The organism is Burkholderia sp. MSMB1588 (assembly GCF_001546925.1).
In the GTDB taxonomy this organism is placed as follows: domain Bacteria; phylum Pseudomonadota; class Gammaproteobacteria; order Burkholderiales; family Burkholderiaceae; genus Burkholderia; species Burkholderia humptydooensis.
In genome coordinates this window covers 1,417,481-1,435,152 of sequence record NZ_CM003770.1, presented here as the reverse complement: position 1 = coordinate 1,435,152, position 17,672 = coordinate 1,417,481, and the positions used below count along the sequence as shown (strand labels likewise).

The window sequence follows — 17,672 nt, the reverse complement described above, 5'->3', positions numbered from 1 at the left end:
TTCTTAGAATGCTCCGAACAGTTTGAGCGCGACGGCGATCGTGAGAAGGGTCGACACCGCGAACACGACGACCGACGTCTTCTGGCCGCGTTCCTTCGACACCGCGTCGTGGTTCATGTCCATCATCAGATGGCGGATGCCGGCGCAGAAGTGGAACAGGAACGCCCACGACAGCGCGAGGACGATCAGCTTGACGATGATGCTGGAGAGGAAGGCCTTGAAGACTTCGAAGCTGAGTTCGGACGTGAGACTCTGATCGAAGAGGTACAGCAGGAAAGGAAGGAACAGGAACAGCAGAGCGCCGCTGACCCGGTGCAGGATCGAAACCCGGGCCGCGAGCGGCATGCGGTACTTGAGCGTGATGTCGCCGAACCCGATGTTCCGGTACTCCGGCCTCGGTTTTCTTACTGTTTCAGACATGCTAGACCCCTACTATGTTGTCACACTAATCCGTGATTTTAGCGCCTTTTTATTTCGCGCTGCAGCGAAAGCTCTGCTCTGGAGCGTTGCAATTCACGGTATAAACGCGCCGCGAAACGTGCTATGCGCATGGGGTGCGCAATTACCTGTCGTTTCGCCTTACCTTGGTTCAGGCTAAGCCTTACCTTGAATCCGAATTTCAGCTCAAATCGTTCTGATAGTAGTACCCGGTTGTGACATACCATCCGCGCCGCACTTCGACGGGACGATCGCCATACGTGTACGACACGCGCTCGACCGACAGGAGCGGGAAGCCGGGCGGCACGCGGAGCACGTCCGCGACGGCGGGCTCGGCCGCGATCGCGCGAATCTTCTCGCTCGCGCGAATCATCCGCGTGCCGAACTCGCTCTCGAACATCGCGTAGAGCGGCCCCTTGTATTCGCTCAGGCGCTCGAATGTGAGCCCGCGGAACATCGCGCCCGGCAGCCAGATTTCGTCGAGCACCGTGTCGGCACCGTCGAACTCGAGCACGCGCCGCACCTGGACGACGGGATCGGCGGGCTTCAGGTCGAGCTGGCGCGCGATCTCGGCGGGGGCGCGCATCCGCCGGCATTCGAGCAGGCGGCTCACGTGCGGATGCTCGGCGCCGTCGTCGGCGAGCAGGCGCAGGAACCGGAATTGCGCGCGCTCCTCGCTGTGGGTCGCGACGAACGTGCCCTTGCCCTGGCGGCGCACGAGCAGGTTGTCGGCCGCGAGTTCGTCGATCGCCTTGCGCACCGTGCCCTGGCTCACCTTGTACCGGCCGGCGAGCTCGACTTCGCTCGGGATGATCTCGCCGGGCTTCCACTCGCCCGCCTCGAGGCTCTGCGTGATGAGCGCCTTGATCTGCCGGTAGAGCGGGCTGAAAGTGGGCGATGGCGCGGCCGCGGCCTCGCCGCCGGGCTGCGTGGAGCCGGCCTGGCCGTTCGGATTGGGTGCGCTCGCCTGATTGGAAGTCATGGCGCGCATTTCATCACGAATCGCGCTTTTTCGTCCAGATTTTTCCCTCGAAAACATCTGTCTTATATAAGACATAAGATACCGTTTGACTTTACCCGTCCCGACTCCTAAACTCCGGGTCGAGCAAGGGTTCGCGGGGCTGCTGCGCGTCCCGGGCCACGTGCCTCTGCCTATCTTCAGGCGTCGTCGCGCAGCATGCCGCGAGTCCTCCGCCCTGCTTTAAAGCAACGCTTCGCGTAACGCGCATAGAATGGCGTTTTCCCTAGCGTCCCACGCTCAATGTCCTGGAGATTTTCAATGGCTAAGCCCGCAAAGCGCGTTGCCGTCACCGGCGCCGCAGGTCAGATCGCTTACTCGCTGCTGTTCCGCATCGCGAACGGCGACCTGCTCGGCAAGGATCAGCCGGTCATCCTGCAACTGCTCGACCTCCCGCAAGCCCAAGCCGCCGTCAAAGGCGTCGTGATGGAGCTGGACGATTGCGCGTTCCCGCTGCTCGCGGGCGTCGTGATCACCGACGACCCGAAGGTCGCGTTCAAGGACGCCGACGTCGCGCTGCTGGTGGGCGCGCGTCCGCGCTCGAAGGGCATGGAGCGCAAGGACCTGCTGTCGGCGAACGCCGAGATCTTCACGGTCCAGGGCGCGGCGCTGAACGAAGTCGCGAGCCGCGACGTGAAGGTGCTGGTGGTCGGCAACCCGGCCAACACGAACGCGTACATCGCGATGAAGTCGGCGCCGGATCTGCCGAAGAAGAACTTCACGGCCATGCTGCGCCTCGACCACAACCGCGCGCTGTCGCAGCTCGCCGCCAAGGCGGGCAAGCCGGTCGCGTCGATCGAGAAGCTCGCCGTGTGGGGCAACCACTCGCCGACGATGTACCCCGACTTCCGCTTCGCGAGCGCCGAAGGCGAATCGCTGCTGAAGCTCATCAACGACGACGAATGGAACCGCAACACGTTCATCCCGACCGTCGGCAAGCGCGGCGCGGCGATCATCGAGGCGCGCGGCCTGTCGTCGGCGGCGTCGGCGGCCAACGCGGCGATCGACCACGTGCGTGACTGGGTGCTCGGCACGAACGGCAAGTGGGTCACGATGGGCATCCCGTCGGACGGCTCGTACGGCATCCCCGAGGACATCATCTACGGCGTGCCGGTCGTCTGCGAAAACGGCGAGTACAAGCGCGTCGAAGGCCTCGAGATCGACGCGTTCTCGCGCGAGAAGATGGACGGCACGCTCGCCGAGCTGCTCGAAGAGCGCGACGGCGTCGCCCACCTGCTGAAGTAATGCGCCTGGCCGGGCCCGCCGCGCCGCGGCGGCCCGGCCGAGCCGGCGCCCGGGCGTCGCGCCCAGCCGCGCCGGCCGCGCGAATCGAGTCGATATCCGATTCGCGCGGGCTTTGCCCCAGGCGCCGCACCCCGGCGCCTCGCAGAGCCCGCCCGAATCCGATTTTCACGCTGGCCCAGCCCCTGAACCGACGCAGAAGAACAGATGTCCTCGCTCACACCCGCAGAAGTGCTGTACGAAGGCGTTGCGCCGCCCGCGATCCTGCCGTGCTGCGATCATTACGCGGGCAGCGAGAAGCTGATGCTCAAATCGCTCGCGCTGCAGGCCGAGCTCGGGCCCGTGTTCGACATCACGCTCGACTGCGAGGACGGCGCGGCCGTCGGCCGCGAAGCCGGGCACGCGGCGCTCGTCGCGGCGCTCGTCGGCGGCGAGGCGAACCGCTTCGGGCGCGTCGGCGCCCGCCTCCACGACATTTCCCACCCTCACTGGCGCGACGACGTGCGCATCATCCTGCGCGCGGCGCGCCCGCCCGCCTATCTGACGCTGCCGAAGGCCGGCGGCGCGGCCGACGCGGCCGAGATGTGCGCGTTCATCGAGGCGTCCCGCATCGAGCTCGGCATCGCGCAGCCGATTCCCGTCGACGTGCTGATCGAAACGCACGGCGCGCTCGCCGACGCCGCGCGGATCGCCGCGCTGCCGAGCGTCGCGACGCTGAGCTTCGGCCTGATGGATTTCGTGTCCGCGCATCACGGCGCGATTCCGGACGACGCGATGCGCTCGCCCGGCCAGTTCGATCACCCGCTCGTGCGCCGCGCGAAGCTCGAGATCGCCGCCGCGTGCCACGCGCACGGCAAGACGCCGTCGCACAACGTGACGACCGAGGTGCGCGACATGCGCGTCGTCGCGAACGACGCGCGCCGCGCCCGCGAGGAATTCGGCTACACGCGGATGTGGAGCATCCATCCGGCGCAGATCCGCGAGATCGTCGCCGCGTTCGCGCCGCGCGCGGACGACATCGCGCGCGCGAGCCGCATCCTGCTCGCCGCGCAGGCGGCCGACTGGGGCCCGACGCGGCATGACGACGCGCTGCACGACCGCGCGAGCTACCGCTACTACTGGTCGGTGCTGCGCCGCGCGCGCGCGACCGGCCAGCCGCTGCCGGCCGAGTCGGCGCCGCTCTTTCGCGATGCCGACGAGCGGGCGGCGGAGCCACGCGAAAAATGAACAGTGCACGGGGCGCAAAAACTGAATGCGACACGCCAAATAGGTGAAAATAGCGGCCGCTGCGCGCTTCCGGGGCGCGTGCAGTTCCAACCCCACCCGGTGGACGAGCTGTGCGTCCGCCCTTGTTAACCGATTAAACGTAAGGTTCTGATTCCATGAAGAAACTGCTGATCGCTACCGCCATCGGCGCTCTGTCCGCCACGATGCTGGCCGCGGCGCCGAGCGCGTTCGCGCAGGATTCGTCGGCCACCGCGAAGAAGGCCACGCCGAAGCGCCCCGCGCCGAAGCGCCACCTGATCCCGCGCAGCAAGAAGGCGCAGGCGCGCGCCGCCGCGAAGACCGATCCGGTGCCGGAAGGCGCGGTCAAGTGGGCGTGCAAGGACGGCCTGTCGTACGATCTGGCCGGCGACATGAAGCGCGACCAGATCGTCACGGTCCACTGGGCCAACAAGAACTACAAGCTGCCTCGCCAGCAGACGACGACGGGCGCGGACGTGTTCTATGACCCGGCGAGCGGCATGAAGCTCGTCGTGATCCCGACGAAGGGCATGCTCTTCAGCGACAAGGACGACAGCCGCCTCGCCGACGAGTGCCAGACGCCCGAAATGGCGGCCGGCAACGCGGTCGCGCCGACCCAGTCGAACGAGCTGAAGCCGTCGAACTGACGTCGATCCCGACAGCAACCATCTTGCATCGGACCGGAGCAAGCGCTGAAGCGCCGACTCCGGTCGACAGGAGCCTGGATGTCCATGTCCGCCCCGATCCCGAACGTCCGGCCAGCGCCGGATTCAGTGCTGGTCGATATCGCCGACTACGTGCTGAACCATCGCATCGACAGTGCGCTCGCGCTCGAAACCGCGCGCCACTGCCTGATCGATACGCTCGGGTGCGGGCTCGAGGCGCTGGCGTATCCCGCCTGCACCAAGCTGCTGGGGCCGATCGTGCCGGGCACGATCGTGCCGCACGGCGCGAAGGTGCCCGGCACGTCGTTCCAGCTCGACCCGGTGCAGGCCGCGTTCGACATCGGCGCGGCGGTCCGCTGGCTCGACTTCAACGACACCTGGCTCGCGGCCGAATGGGGCCATCCGTCCGACAACCTGGGCGGCATCCTCGCGACGGCCGACTGGCTGTCGCGCACCGCCGTCGCGGCCGGCAAGCGGCCGCTCGCGATGAAGGACGTGCTCGTCGCGATGATCCAGGCGCACGAGATCCAGGGCTGCCTCGCGCTCGAGAATTCGTTCAATGCAGTCGGCCTCGACCACGTGCTGCTCGTGAAGGTCGCGTCGACCGCGGCCGTCGGCCGCCTGCTCGGCCTCACGCGCGACGAGCTGATCAACGCGCTGTCGCTTGCGTTCGTCGACGGCCAGGCGCTGCGCACCTATCGCCACGCGCCGAACACCGGCTCGCGCAAGTCGTGGGCGGCGGGCGACGCGACCTCGCGCGCGGTGCGTCTCGCGCTGATCGCGAAGACGGGCGAGATGGGCTATCCGTCCGCGCTGACCGCGAAGACCTGGGGCTTCTACGACGTATCGTTCGGCGGCAGGCCGTTCCGCTTCCAGCGCCCGTATGGCACGTACGTGATGGAGAACGTGCTGTTCAAGATCTCGTATCCGGCCGAGTTCCATGCGCAGACGGCCGTCGAGGCCGCGATGGCGCTGCATGCGCAACTCGCGGCTGCCGGGCGCACCGCCGACGAGATCCGCCGCATCACGGTGCGCACGCACGCGGCGGCGATCCGCATCATCGACAAGCAAGGCCCGCTCGCGAACCCGGCCGACCGCGATCACTGCATCCAGTACATGATCGCCGTGCCGCTCCTGTTCGGCCGCCTCGCGGCCGCCGACTACGAGGACACGGTGGCCGCCGATCCGCGGATCGACGCGCTGCGCGCGAAGATCGCGTGCGTCGAGGACCCGCAGTTCACGAAGGATTATCACGATCCCGCGAAGCGCTCGATCGCGAATGCGCTCACGATCGAGTTCGACGACGGATCGACGCTCGCCGAGGTGGCGGTCGAATACCCGATCGGCCACATGCGGCGGCGCGCCGAAGGGATGGCGCTCCTGATCGACAAGTTCAGGACGAATCTCGCGCGCCGCTTCCCGGCGAAGCAGCAACAAGCGATTCTCGACGTGTCGCTGGACCAGGCAAAGCTCGAGGCGATGCCGGTCGATGAATACGTCGATCTGTATGTGATCTAGCCGTCAAATACAGAGTTCTTTCCTAGCCTTAAACCCAGGAAATCACCATGGCCCACAATCTCCACAAAACACTCAAGGAATTCGACAGCGGTTCCGGCAAAGGCAAGTTCTACTCGCTGCCGAAGCTCGGCAAGGAACTGAAGACGAAGATCGAGCGCCTGCCCGTGTCGATCCGCATCGTGCTCGAGTCCGTGCTGCGCAATTACGACGGCAAGAAGATCACCGAAGAGCACATCGAGCAGCTCGCGAACTGGAAGCCGAATGCGAAGCGCGTCGACGAGATCCCGTTCGTCGTGTCGCGCGTCGTGCTGCAGGACTTCACGGGCGTGCCGCTGCTCGCCGACATCGCGGCCATGCGCGGCGTCGCGAAGCGCGCGGGCAAGAACCCGAAGAAGATCGAGCCGCTCGTGCCGGTCGATCTCGTCGTCGACCACTCGGTGCAGATCGACTACTTCCGCCAGAAGGACGCGCTCGACCTGAACATGAAGCTGGAGTTCCAGCGCAACAACGAGCGCTACCAGTTCATGAAGTGGGGCATGCAGGCGTTCGACACGTTCAAGGTCGTGCCGCCGGGCGTCGGCATCGTCCACCAGGTGAACCTCGAGTACCTCGCGCGCGGCGTCCACAAGAAGAAGGACGACGGCGATACGGTCTACTACCCCGACACGCTCGTCGGCACCGACAGCCACACGACGATGATCAACGGCATCGGCGTGGTCGGCTGGGGCGTGGGCGGCATCGAGGCGGAAGCCGGCATGCTCGGCCAGCCGGTGTACTTCCTCACGCCGGACGTCGTCGGCGTCGAGTTGAAGGGCAAGCTGCGCGAAGGCGTGACGGCCACCGACCTCGTGCTGACGATCACCGAAATGCTGCGCAAGGAAAAGGTCGTCGGCAAGTTCGTCGAATTTTTCGGCGAAGGCACGAAGACGCTCGCGCTGCCGGACCGCGCGACGATCGCGAACATGGCGCCGGAATACGGCGCGACGATGGGCTTCTTCCCGGTCGACGAAAAGACGATCGACTACTTCAAGGGCACGGGCCGCACGAAGGCGGAAATCGCCGCGTTCGAGAACTACTTCAAGGCGCAGGAACTGTTCGGCATCCCGAAGGCCGGCGAAATCGACTACACGAAGACGCTGACGCTCGATCTCGCGACGGTCGCGCCGTCGCTCGCGGGCCCGAAGCGCCCGCAGGACCGCATCGAGATCGGCAACGTGAAGTCGACGTTCACCGATCTGTTCTCGAAGCCCGTCGCGGAAAACGGCTTCGCGAAGAAGGCCGACGATCTGACGGCCGAGTACAAGACGAGCGACGGCATCACCGTGAAGAACGGCGACGTGCTGATCGCCGCGATCACGTCGTGCACGAACACGTCGAACCCGAGCGTGCTGCTGGCCGCCGGCCTGGTCGCGAAGAAGGCCGTCGAAGCGGGCCTCACCGTCGCGCCGCACATCAAAACTTCGTTGGCCCCCGGATCGCGCATCGTCACCGAGTACCTGACGAAGACGGGCCTCCTGCCGTACCTCGCGAAGCTCGGCTTCGAAGTGGCCGCGTATGGCTGCACGACCTGCATCGGCAATGCGGGCGACCTCACGCCGGAACTGAACGAAGCGATCACGAAGAACGACATCGTCGCGGCGGCCGTGCTGTCGGGCAACCGCAACTTCGAGGCGCGCATCCACCCGAACATCCGCGCGAACTTCCTCGCTTCGCCGCCGCTCGTCGTCGCGTACGCGATCGCCGGCAACATCACGAAGGACCTGATGACCGAGCCGGTCGGCCAGGGCAAGGGCGGCCGCGACATCTACCTCGGCGACATCTGGCCGTCGAGCGAAGAAGTCCAGTCGCTGCTCAGGTTCGCGCTGGACCCGGAGAAGTTCGAGAAGAACTACTCGCACCTGACCAAGAAGGGCGACCTCTGGAGCAAGATCGAGGGCGAATCGGGCCAGGTCTACGACTGGCCGAAGTCGACGTACATCGCCGAGCCGCCGTTCTTCGGCAGCGATTTCGCGATGGAGCCGGCCGCGTCGATCGCGACGGTCAAGGGCGCGCGCGCGCTCGGCATCTTCGGCGATTCGGTGACGACCGACCACATCAGCCCGGCGGGCTCGATCAAGGAGGATTCTCCGGCAGGCAAGTGGCTGAAGGAGAACGGCGTGCAGAAGGCCGACTTCAACAGCTACGGCTCGCGCCGCGGCAACCATGACGTGATGATGCGCGGCACGTTCGCGAACGTGCGGATCAAGAACCTGATGATCCCGGCGAAGGCGGACGGCACGCGCGTCGAAGGCGGCCTGACGATCCACCAGCCGAGCGGCGAACAACTGTCGATCTACGACGCGGCGATGAAGTACATCGACGCCGACACGCCGACCGTCGTGTTCGCGGGCGAAGAGTACGGCACGGGCTCGTCGCGCGACTGGGCGGCCAAGGGCACGCAACTGCTCGGCGTGAAGGCCGTGATCGCACGCAGCTTCGAGCGGATCCACCGTTCGAACCTGGTCGGCATGGGCGTGCTGCCGCTGCAGTTCAAGGGCTCGGACAGCATCCAGTCGCTCGGCATCACCGGCGACGAGACGTACGACATCGAAGGCCTCGGCGACGACTTCAAGCCGCAGCAGGACGTCACGCTCGTGATCCATCGCAAGAACGGCGAAACGAAGCGCGTGCCGGTGCTGCTGCGCATCGATACGCCGATCGAAGTCGACTACTACAAGCATGGCGGCATCCTGCCGTTCGTGCTGCGCTCGCTGCTTGCGGCGTAAGCGCACTGTTTTTGCAGGGACCGCGCGATGCAGCGATGCGTGCGCGGTCGATTTGAAGCCCGGCCTGGCCGGGCTTTTTTTCGATTCGTCGCGGAGTTTCGTGGATGGTGCGTGCCCGCCCGAAGCGGCCTGTCACCGCACCGAAGGAAATGTCCGCTTGCCGTGCCCAAGGGGATATGCAAATGGCAACGCGAGACTTCCGTCGTTAGATGGTTCAATGAGGCGCGGCTTCGCTTGGTCCGTCTAAATGGCGCGGCGGAATGTTGCGGGCGTTCGACTGGCAGAAACAGGCGCTAAAGCCAGTAATTCACTCGATACACTCGCCTTCCGGACGCGGTGAGATGCACGCCGCCATCGCGAGCAGCGCCAAAAGCAAAATCGAAGATGCCAGCACCGCTGACCCCGTGCCGCATGCTGCACTGATCAACGATGCCACCAATGCGGAACTGCTGATCTGGAAGAACCCGACGAGTCCGGATGCGGTCGCAGCCTGCCCGTGCGCGCCCGTGACCGCGCCCGATACGGCAAGCGACAGTGACGAGCCGTTTGCGAGACTGACCACGCACATCGGGAGGATCACTGCCGCGACGCTTGTGACGCCGCGCGTCGCGACGACGGCGAACGCCAGTCCGCCCAGCACGAAGCACGCGACGCCGGTGGTGACGATCCGATCGTACGTCCAGCGATCCAGCCATCGCCGGGCCAGCAGGTTGGCCGTTACGATGCTTCCGGTCAGGGGCAGATATAGCCAACCGCTCTGCGCCTCGCGCAAACCGAGGCTCGCGAATATGAAAGGCGATTGCGTCAGGTAGATGAACCAGGCGCAATAGATCGCACAGACAATGACGGTGTAACGTCGAAAGGCTCCGTCGCGGAGAACGTGCGCGAAGCCCGCGAGTGGCGCGCGATGCTTCCTGTCATGCGGCGCGAGCGTTTCCGGCAGCATCGTCATCGCCATCAGTAGTGCGGCGAACGCAAATCCGGCGACGAAGAGAAAGTCGGCGTACCAGCCGAGCGTCGATGCAAGATAGCCGCCGACCGCCGGAGCCAGCGCCGGCGACAGCGATACCAGCGGATAAACGACGGCGTAGACCTTGGCGGACGCCTGCTTGCTGCACGTATCGGCAATCAGCGCCCGACCGATGACGAGGCCCGCCGCGGCTCCGGCGGCCTCCACCATGCGCCACGCGAGGAATGCGCCGAAGTGCGTGGCCGCTGCGCAACCTAGCGAGCCAACGAAGTACAACGCGATGCCGGCGAACAGGACGGGCTTGCGGCCGTGGCGGTCCGAAAGCGGGCCGTAGACGAGTTGCGCGATCGCGAGTACCAGCAGATACACGGAGACCGTTTGTGGCATCCGCCAGTCGGCGACCCCGAATACGGTGGCCATGTGCGGCATCGCGGGCAGATAGACGTCCGATGCGATCAGGCCGAACGCATTGAGCATCGCGATCGTAAAAATGAAAGACATGCGCGGCATGAACTGGGCTCCGTTGCACGCCGTCAGGGGGCATGCGGTTATGGCAGTGGGAGCCGTCATGCTAGAGATTCGAGCTTCGTGTGAAAATGCACGATATCGCATACCATACCTGCAAATTTGCAGACCGATATCCAACATGAACTGGGACGACGTTCGAATCTTTCTGGCCGTGCATCGGTCGGTCACGCTGACTGGGGCCGCGCAGCAACTGGGCATCGATCAGACCACGGTCGGGCGGCGCCTGGGCGGCCTCGAAGGCGCGCTAGGCAGCCGCCTGTTCCTGCGCACCACCGAAGGATTCGTGCTGACCCGCAGCGGCGAGCAGGTGCTGGAAACTGCGAGGGAAATGGAGCGCCTCGCGGTATCGTTCGAGCGCCGCAGCGAAGGCGCCGACGAACGCATAGAAGGGGACGTGCGCGTCACCACGACCGATACGCTGGCCATCGATTTCGTCATTCCGGCAATCGAGCGGCTCCAGACACGACATCCCGGTATCCGGGTGCTTCTGAGCACGACTCCGCGTCTGCTCGATCTGTCGCGCCGCGAGGCGGACATCGCCATCCGCACGGAGCGGCCGGAACTGCAGGGCTTGATCGTGCGGCGGCTCGGAAGCTGGGAGGTCGGGCTTTACGCGTCGCGCAGCTATGTCGCGCGGCGAGGAGAGCCGAGACCAGGCGGCGAATTTTCCGGCCACGATCTTGCGGTCTACCAGCCGGGCGTCACGAAACGTCAGCACGACACGTTCGTCGGCGAGTCGAGAGCGCGGGGACGTGTCGTCGCGGAGCTGGATTCCAGCCTGATGCTCAGTGCGTTCGTGCGGGCCGGTCTCGCACTGGGGGAATTGCCGACGTATATGGCGCAGCGATATCCGGAGCTTGTTCGGATCTGGCCAGCCCGGCGAAGGAGCTCGCCCTATGAGGCGTGGATGGTATTGCACGCTGACCTCGCGCGCACGGCGCGGGTCCGTGTCGTAGTCGACGCGCTTGCCGGGCAATTCAACCTTTGATTAGAGCGCGCATCCAGTCAGCCGACGCTTCGGCGCCTGGAGCGATCACTTTCGCGCATATGCGTTCGTTGACGTCTGACCGTTATGCGCCCGATTTCTGTCGCTCGACGCAGACGCGCCAACGACTCAAACTGGGCGAGCGCCGGCGGTTTGCCCCGCGCGCCCCGGTAATCTTCGATGATCTTTTTTCGATTCGTCGCGGCCGGGATCGGGGGGATCTGTCCGAGGCCATGCCCTGCCCCGAAGCCTGGCTTCGGCGCGAACTGGATTCGTCGAGAGCCGAACGACGATCGGCGCGAGCGCGCGGCCAGCGAAGCGCACCGTGCCGGCATCGCGTTCCTCGATGCGCAAGCCGGATCGCGAGGCACTCGCGAGGCGCCGCGAAAACCAGCCGTTCCGCGGCGTTTGCGCGATCAATAGCGCGCGTCGGCCGGCTTCTTGTCCCTCGGCCAATCCTTGACCTTGCCCGCGAAGTCCGGCCGCGGCTGGTGCGTGAAATATTCGGCGACGTCCACGGATTCCTGATCGGTCAGCCCGCCTTGTCCAAGCGGAAAACGATCGTGGAATGCGATCGGCATATTGCGCTTGACGAATCCTGCGGCCGTATACGTGCGCGCCATGCCCGCGCCGATGTTGAACGATTCGTCGCCCCAGAGCGGCGGGTACACCCACCGGCCTGCGTCATTCCTGACGCCCTCGCCGTTCGAGCCGTGGCACAGCGCGCACTGCGCCGCATAGATCTGCTTGCCGTTGCCGACGTCGGGCACGATCCGCTGGCTGATCCTGCCGACGCCACGGCCCTCGACCTTGTCTCCCGGCTTGTTTTCGCGTCGCATCCAGTCGAAGTAGGCGACCATCGCCTTCATCTGCTCCGAGTCTGGCGGCAGCGGCTTGCCGTTCATCGACCGCAGGAAGCAGCCGTTGATGCGGTCCGCGAGCGTGATCACCCGGCCGGCGCGCGGCGCATAGCCGGGAAAGAACGCGGATACGCCGACGTACGGCGAGCCGCCGGCGACCGTGCCCGCGTTGAGGTGGCAGCTCGCGCAGTTCAATGCATTGCCGACGTTCTTCGGCAGCATCTGGCGCGTGTCGATGTTCAGGCGCGCCCCCAGCGTGAGTTGGCTCGCGTTGGGCTCGGCGAGCATGTCGGCGAGGCGCGGCGTCTTGAACCGCGTGCCGTCTCCCGCGCCCGCGCGCAGTTGCCTGCGCATGCCGCCGACCGTACCGGCGCCGATCGCGCGGGCGTCCGCCCGGCCCCAGCTCTTGCGCGCGAAGTTCAGGATCTCCGCGATCTCCTGATCGCTCAGTTGCGCGAACGCAGGCATGGTCAGCACCCGCGCATGACGCACCGTCTGCGCGGAACGCCAGCCGGTCAGCATGATGTGGACCAGCGTGGACGGGTCCTCCGACTGCAGCGCTGCGTTGCCCGCCAACGGCGGAAAGACGTCCCGCACGCCGGCCCCGTCCGAACGGTGGCAGTCGTTGCAGAACTGCAGGTAGCCCAAGCCGCCTCGCGACGTGTAGAGATCGGCCGGCACCCATGACGACGGAGCGGCGGCCGGCGATCCCGCGGGCGTGATCGCCGGCGCCGCGCCTCGCGGCACCTGCATCGGCTTGTCGTGCCCGGCGGCGGGCAGCGATTCGAGATACGCGCCCACGGCCAGCAGATCGCCGTCGCTCATGTACTGCGTACTGTGCTGGACCACGTCCACCATGTTGCCCGACGCCGTGCCGTAGCGGTTGCGTCCGGTCTTGAGCATCTCGGCCGTGTCCCGCGGCGTCCACAGCGCGCGCAGGCTGAGCGCGCGCCAACCTTCGACGGTCTCGCCGGCGAGGAAATACTGGCCGGCGGAGCCCGCCCCCGACATCGCCTTCTCCTGGAAGCCGAGCCCGCGCGGCGTATGGCAGGCGCCGCAGTGGCCGAGCCCCTGGACGATATAGGCGCCCCGGTTCCATTCGGCGCTCCGGGTCGCGTCGGGCTGGAACGGCGTGTCGTCGAGGAAGGCCCATTTCCACAGCGCGAGGCCCCAGCGCTGGTTGAACGGAAAGCGCAACGCGAGCGCGCGGTTGGCCTGCGGCACCGGCGCCACGCCCTTCATCAGGTACGCATACAACGCCCGCATATCCTCCGGCGACACCTTCGCATACGACGGATAAGGCATCGCCGGGTAGAGATGATGGCCGTCGGCCGCGACGCCCGTGCGCATCGCGCGATCGAATTGCTCGAACGTATAGCGCCCGATGCCGGTCTGCGGGTCGGGCGTGATGTTGGTCGAGTGCAACTCGCCGAATGGCGTCTGCAACGCCAGGCCGCCCGCCAGCGGCTTCGACTTGTCGCCGGTGTGGCACGCAACGCAGTCGCCCAGTCGCGCGATGTAACGTCCGCGCTCCGCCTGCGCGCGCGTCGCGGCGTCGAGATCGGCGGAATAGTCGGCCGGCAGATCGTCGATGATCCGCGGCACGACGGCGTGCGCGGACGCAGCGGATGCCGGCCTCGCAGACGAAATCTGGGCGAAGGCGGCTGCCACGAAAAGCCCCGCGATCGCACATCGTGCGAGCGTGTTACCCCATGACTTCATAGTGGTCCCCGGAAGGCGAGCTTTATTTTGATCGGCGGCATGCGCATGGGACGGACGCGGCGCGCGTGCCGCGCGCGTCGGCGCCGACGCGCGCTTCGCAGCGAGCCCGGCGCATCGCGATGCCTTTGTGGGTCGTCAGTACGGGGTCAGTATGAGGTCATCTTTGCGCTGTGCGCTTGATTCCCGTCAAGCAGGATCAGCCGCGGCGGCATGCCGGCCGGCATGGCCCGCGATCATCGATGGACAGCGCATGCGACGATTCGATTCGGCTTAGCCGTCGGGCGAGCTATCGGTTCCCGCGAGCGGGAATCCGCCTCCACGTCAGCCACACGATCAGCGCGAACAGCACGTACGCGACGGTGAACGCCCACGCAGGCAAGTCGTAGTACAGCAGCCGGCCGACCCAGCGCTGCACGAAGCCCTGCGCACCCGGTGCGCCGGTGCGCAGCCGGTCTTCGAGCACCGTCAGCGGGCAATCGATGCCGAGCACCGCCAACGCGGCGACGACGCCGATCGCGAGCAAATGCGCGAACCGGAACGTCCGGTCGCGCACCCAGCGCCAGCCGAGCGCCGCGCCCGTCCAGATCGCGGCGAGCCCGCCGACGATGAACAGCACGATCAGCGCGTGCACGACGAGTACGATATCGGCGAGCCAGGTCATGAGGTCCCATGCGCGAGCGGCAGCATGCCGCGCGGGCGGCATGCGCATGTCGGCACGCTGCCCGCCGGGATCATTGTATCGATGTCGACGCGTGCGGAACGCGCGCCGCCGCGGCTGCATCGTGGCGGCAGCAAGCGGCCCGGCCGGCCCGGGCGCTTCGTCCGGAGCACCGGGACTCGGTCGTATTGGTTGCGATTAGTTGGTCGTATCGGTCCTGTACCGGCCCTCAGTGCGCCGGCTTGTCGAGCACCGCATACCACGAGCAGACCACGCCCGCCGGCGCGACGCCGCCCTCTCCGTTCGAATGCGGCGCGGTGCGCACGATCGATCCGGCGAGCGCGGGCCGCTGCTTGGTGCCGTTCGGCCAGGCCGGACTCAGGTAGCCGACGCAATCGTAGATCCACTCCTCGCCGCCCACCTTGCCGCGGCCCTGGAACCTCACCGCATTGGGCGAGCCGTAGTCGATGTAGCCGCTCAGCGTCAGTTCCCAGCCATCGCCGTAAATGCGTCCCTTGAAGACGCCCATTGGCGCCGCGATCGGATGGCCGAGCTCGTCGATATCGTCGCGTGTCGCTTCTCGCACGCGCATTCGCACCGTCCGCGCCGCCCGATCACGCGCGACGCGGCTCTTCGGCTGCGTCATCGCGTCATGCGTCGGTCCAAGGGAAAACCCTATAATATCGGCGTCGGCGCGGGTCCTATTCGTTCATCTCCGCCCGACCGACAAGCCACGCGCGGAGGCCCGATCCGCGTCACATTTTGCGCGGCCGTTGCCGCGAATCCATCATGAAGCGAATCGGAGCGTTTTTCATCGCAACCTGGGCGGCCGCCGCAATGCTCTACCTGGGGCGGCATTCGGTGCCGATGATGGCGATGAGCGGCGTCGTCGCGCTCGCCAGCTTCGATCTGCTTCGTCCGTAAAACGGCCACGGCACGCCGCGGGCGACATCTCGACATCTCGGCGGTGCCGGTTCGCCGCCGCGACGCGAACTCTAGAAGAACCTGTCAAAAACGGCGAATGTCGCACGTGCGCGTCACACCCTTTCATTCAGCATCCCAAATCATTTCATCGGCCCGCCTTTTTACTTTCATTTTTCGTTCGCCACTCAAATAGTGAACGGGTGTGTCACTTTTTCTCTGTCAACAGTGACAGCTAACGAAACTGGCAGTTACCCGAGAGAACGGTGCTCGCATACGCTTAGCGCGCTCTCGTCCCCACAAGGGTCAGAGCTTGACAACGTCGCACTCTCTCAAAAGGACACACTCGATGAACAGGACCGCCGATTTTGCACTCCCCCTCTCCCCGCTGTGCAGGCGACTTGCCTGCGTGTGGCCGCTCGCGCTCGCCGCCGGCGTCGCGCACGGCGCGACGGACTGGGTCGATACGCATACCCAAGCTTTCCTGAATCACGCGCAACTCGACACGCTCGCCCGCAGCGCGAACACCGCGTCGCTCGAGCTCGCCTCCGGCGAAGCCGCGCACGTCGTGATCAGCCTGAAGCTGCGCAACGCCGAGCAGTTGAAAGCCGTCGCGCGCAACGTCAACGATCCGCATAGCTCGCAGTACCGGCAGTACATCACGAGCGCGCAGTTCCTGTCGAACTACGCGCCGACCAACGCGCAGGTGAAGCAGGTCGTCGACTATCTGCGCAAGAACGGCTTCGTCGACGTCCGCGTCGCGCCGAACCGCATGCTCGTCTCCGCGCGCGGCACCGCAGGCACGGTCAAGCAGGCGTTCAACACGCCGCTCGTCCACTTCGAGTACGCGGGCCGCTCGGGCTTCGCGAACGCTTCGACGGCGCAAGTGCCGCGCGCGCTCGGCGACATCGTCGGCTCCGTGCTCGGTTTGCAGAACGTCGCGCGCGCGCGGCCGCTGTCGAAGATCGGCGCGATCGCGAAGCCGCAGGCGCTCGCATCCGGCACGGCGACGGGCCACTATCCGTCCGAATTCCCGGCGCTCTACAACGCGACCGGCGTGCCGAACGCGGCGAACGCGACGGTCGGCATCATGACGATCGGCGGCGTGTCGCAAGCGTTGTCGGATCTGCAGCAGTTCACGAGCGCGAACAGCTATCCGGACGTGTCGACGCAGACCGTGCAGACCAACGGTTCCGGCGGCAACTACAGCGACGATCAGGAAGGCCAGGGCGAATGGGATCTCGACAGCCAGTCGATCGTCGGCGCCGCGGGCGGTCAGGTCGGACAACTGATCTTCTACATGGCCGACCTCAACGCGTCGGGCAACACCGGCCTCACGCAGGCGTTCAACCAGGCCGTGTCGGACAACACGGCGAAAGTGATCAACGTATCGCTCGGCTGGTGCGAAACCGACGCGAACGCGGACGGCACGCTTTCCGCCGAAGAGCAGATCTTCACGCAGGCGGTCGCGCAAGGCCAGACGTTCGCGGTGTCGTCGGGCGACGAAGGCGTCTACGAGTGCAACAACCGCGGCTATCCCGATGGTTCGAACTACTCGGTATCGTGGCCCGCGTCTTCGCCGCACGTGCTCGCGATCGGCGGCACGACGCTCTACACGTCATCGTCGGGCGCATTCTCGAACGAAACCGTGTGGAACGAAGGGCTCGACGGCAACGGCAAGCTGTGGGCGACGGGCGGCGGCGTCAGCACGATCCTGCCGAATCCGTCGTGGCAGTCGGGCAGCAACCGCAAGCTGCCCGACGTGTCGTTCGACGCCGCGCAGAGCACGGGCGCGTATATCTACAACTACGGCCAGTTGCAGCAGATCGGCGGCACGAGCCTGTCCGCGCCGATCTTCACCGGTTTCTGGGCACGGATCCTGTCGGCGAACGGCACCGGCCTCGGCTTCCCGGCCGCGCGCTTCTACCATTCGATTCCGACGCATGCATCGCTCGTGCGCTACGACGTCACGTCCGGCAACAACGGTTATTCGGGATACGGCTACAAGGCGTCGACCGGCTGGGACTACCCGACCGGCTGGGGCAGCATCAACATCTCGAACCTGAATCAACTGATCCAGTCGGGCGGCTTCAATTGAGCGGGCGCTCGTAGCGCGATAGCGGCAAGCGGCCGGCGC

At 66.1% G+C, this 17,672-nt stretch carries 14 protein-coding genes; 8 read left to right on the top strand and 6 right to left on the bottom strand.

All coding sequences use genetic code 11. The annotated features are described in order from the left end of the window. Positions 1-3: 3 nt before the first annotated feature. Together sdhC and WS92_RS05700 are read right to left on the bottom strand one after the other, a co-directional pair. Positions 4-420, bottom strand: a complete 417-nt coding sequence (gene sdhC, locus WS92_RS05705) for a succinate dehydrogenase, cytochrome b556 subunit (RefSeq protein WP_015602926.1) — start codon at positions 418-420, stop codon at positions 4-6. A 199-nt stretch (positions 421-619) separates the two neighbouring features. Beyond that, on the bottom strand, positions 620-1,420 hold the full coding sequence (locus WS92_RS05700) for a GntR family transcriptional regulator (protein ID WP_080595196.1): 801 nt from the start codon (positions 1,418-1,420) through the stop codon (positions 620-622). Positions 1,421-1,717: 297 nt separating this feature from the next. On the opposite strand from WS92_RS05700, the gene WS92_RS05695 reads away from it, so the two are divergent. The 5 genes from WS92_RS05695 (at position 1,718) to acnA (ending at position 8,891) form a co-directional block, all read left to right on the top strand. Continuing rightward, entirely contained in the window at positions 1,718-2,701 is a 984-nt protein-coding gene (locus tag WS92_RS05695) for a malate dehydrogenase (protein ID WP_006028603.1), read from the top strand. A gap of 204 nt (positions 2,702-2,905) precedes the next feature. After that, on the top strand, positions 2,906-3,925 hold the full coding sequence (locus WS92_RS05690; protein ID WP_059931929.1) for an HpcH/HpaI aldolase/citrate lyase family protein: 1,020 nt from the start codon (positions 2,906-2,908) through the stop codon (positions 3,923-3,925). Positions 3,926-4,080: 155 nt separating this feature from the next. Then, positions 4,081-4,590, top strand: coding sequence for a hypothetical protein (locus tag WS92_RS05685; protein ID WP_006028601.1), 510 nt, complete (start codon positions 4,081-4,083; stop codon positions 4,588-4,590). A gap of 84 nt (positions 4,591-4,674) precedes the next feature. Next, the gene (locus WS92_RS05680) at positions 4,675-6,126 is read left to right on the top strand and encodes a bifunctional 2-methylcitrate dehydratase/aconitate hydratase (RefSeq protein WP_015603447.1); all 1,452 of its coding nucleotides are present in this window, start codon (positions 4,675-4,677) and stop codon (positions 6,124-6,126) included. Positions 6,127-6,173: 47 nt separating this feature from the next. Continuing rightward, a complete protein-coding gene (gene acnA / locus WS92_RS05675) occupies positions 6,174-8,891 on the top strand; it encodes an aconitate hydratase AcnA (RefSeq protein ID WP_059931926.1) in 2,718 nt (905 codons plus the stop codon). Between the two features lie 307 nt (positions 8,892-9,198). On the opposite strand, the gene WS92_RS05670 is transcribed toward acnA, so the two are convergent. Next, positions 9,199-10,371, bottom strand: a complete 1,173-nt coding sequence (locus WS92_RS05670; protein WP_059931925.1) for a multidrug effflux MFS transporter — start codon at positions 10,369-10,371, stop codon at positions 9,199-9,201. 136 nt (positions 10,372-10,507) lie between these two features. Between WS92_RS05670 and WS92_RS05665 the strand changes: the two genes are divergently transcribed. Further along, entirely contained in the window at positions 10,508-11,377 is an 870-nt protein-coding gene (locus tag WS92_RS05665) for a LysR family transcriptional regulator (protein WP_009915687.1), read from the top strand. 413 nt (positions 11,378-11,790) lie between these two features. Here WS92_RS05665 and WS92_RS05660 read toward each other — a convergent pair whose 3' ends face one another. The 3 genes from WS92_RS05660 to WS92_RS05650 form a co-directional block, all read right to left on the bottom strand. Continuing rightward, positions 11,791-13,956, bottom strand: a complete 2,166-nt coding sequence (locus WS92_RS05660) for a c-type cytochrome (RefSeq protein WP_059931923.1) — start codon at positions 13,954-13,956, stop codon at positions 11,791-11,793. A 286-nt stretch (positions 13,957-14,242) separates the two neighbouring features. Beyond that, a complete protein-coding gene (locus WS92_RS05655; RefSeq protein ID WP_059931980.1) occupies positions 14,243-14,617 on the bottom strand; it encodes a DUF2784 domain-containing protein in 375 nt (124 codons plus the stop codon). A gap of 226 nt (positions 14,618-14,843) precedes the next feature. Further along, positions 14,844-15,206 (bottom strand): hypothetical protein, encoded by a 363-nt coding sequence (locus WS92_RS05650; protein ID WP_082743718.1) that lies wholly within the window; start codon positions 15,204-15,206, stop codon positions 14,844-14,846. Between the two features lie 197 nt (positions 15,207-15,403). Between WS92_RS05650 and WS92_RS36960 the strand changes: the two genes are divergently transcribed. Both WS92_RS36960 and WS92_RS05640 read left to right on the top strand, forming a co-directional pair. Then, positions 15,404-15,538 carry a hypothetical protein gene (locus tag WS92_RS36960; protein ID WP_009915691.1) on the top strand — a complete coding sequence of 45 codons (135 nt, stop codon included), beginning with the start codon at positions 15,404-15,406 and terminating at the stop codon, positions 15,536-15,538. A 346-nt stretch (positions 15,539-15,884) separates the two neighbouring features. Beyond that, entirely contained in the window at positions 15,885-17,633 is a 1,749-nt protein-coding gene (locus WS92_RS05640) for a S53 family peptidase (RefSeq protein ID WP_059931921.1), read from the top strand. The last annotated feature ends 39 nt before the right edge of the window (positions 17,634-17,672 follow it).

What these genes read in the sequence shown, in the direction of transcription:
- WS92_RS05640 (WP_059931921.1), top strand. Translation starts at nt 15,885, where the DNA reads ATGAACAGGACCGCCGATTTTGCACTCCCCCTCTCCCCGCTGTGCAGG.
- WS92_RS05690 (WP_059931929.1), top strand. Translation starts at nt 2,906, where the DNA reads ATGTCCTCGCTCACACCCGCAGAAGTGCTGTACGAAGGCGTTGCGCCG.
- WS92_RS05665 (WP_009915687.1), top strand. Translation starts at nt 10,508, where the DNA reads ATGAACTGGGACGACGTTCGAATCTTTCTGGCCGTGCATCGGTCGGTC.
- WS92_RS05655 (WP_059931980.1), bottom strand. Translation starts at nt 14,617, where the DNA reads ATGACCTGGCTCGCCGATATCGTACTCGTCGTGCACGCGCTGATCGTG.
- WS92_RS05660 (WP_059931923.1), bottom strand. Translation starts at nt 13,956, where the DNA reads ATGAAGTCATGGGGTAACACGCTCGCACGATGTGCGATCGCGGGGCTT.
- WS92_RS36960 (WP_009915691.1), top strand. Translation starts at nt 15,404, where the DNA reads ATGAAGCGAATCGGAGCGTTTTTCATCGCAACCTGGGCGGCCGCCGCA.
- WS92_RS05680 (WP_015603447.1), top strand. Translation starts at nt 4,675, where the DNA reads ATGTCCGCCCCGATCCCGAACGTCCGGCCAGCGCCGGATTCAGTGCTG.
- sdhC (WP_015602926.1), bottom strand. Translation starts at nt 420, where the DNA reads ATGTCTGAAACAGTAAGAAAACCGAGGCCGGAGTACCGGAACATCGGG.
- WS92_RS05650 (WP_082743718.1), bottom strand. Translation starts at nt 15,206, where the DNA reads ATGCGCGTGCGAGAAGCGACACGCGACGATATCGACGAGCTCGGCCAT.
- WS92_RS05695 (WP_006028603.1), top strand. Translation starts at nt 1,718, where the DNA reads ATGGCTAAGCCCGCAAAGCGCGTTGCCGTCACCGGCGCCGCAGGTCAG.
- WS92_RS05700 (WP_080595196.1), bottom strand. Translation starts at nt 1,420, where the DNA reads ATGACTTCCAATCAGGCGAGCGCACCCAATCCGAACGGCCAGGCCGGC.
- WS92_RS05670 (WP_059931925.1), bottom strand. Translation starts at nt 10,371, where the DNA reads ATGCCGCGCATGTCTTTCATTTTTACGATCGCGATGCTCAATGCGTTC.
- acnA (WP_059931926.1), top strand. Translation starts at nt 6,174, where the DNA reads ATGGCCCACAATCTCCACAAAACACTCAAGGAATTCGACAGCGGTTCC.
- WS92_RS05685 (WP_006028601.1), top strand. Translation starts at nt 4,081, where the DNA reads ATGAAGAAACTGCTGATCGCTACCGCCATCGGCGCTCTGTCCGCCACG.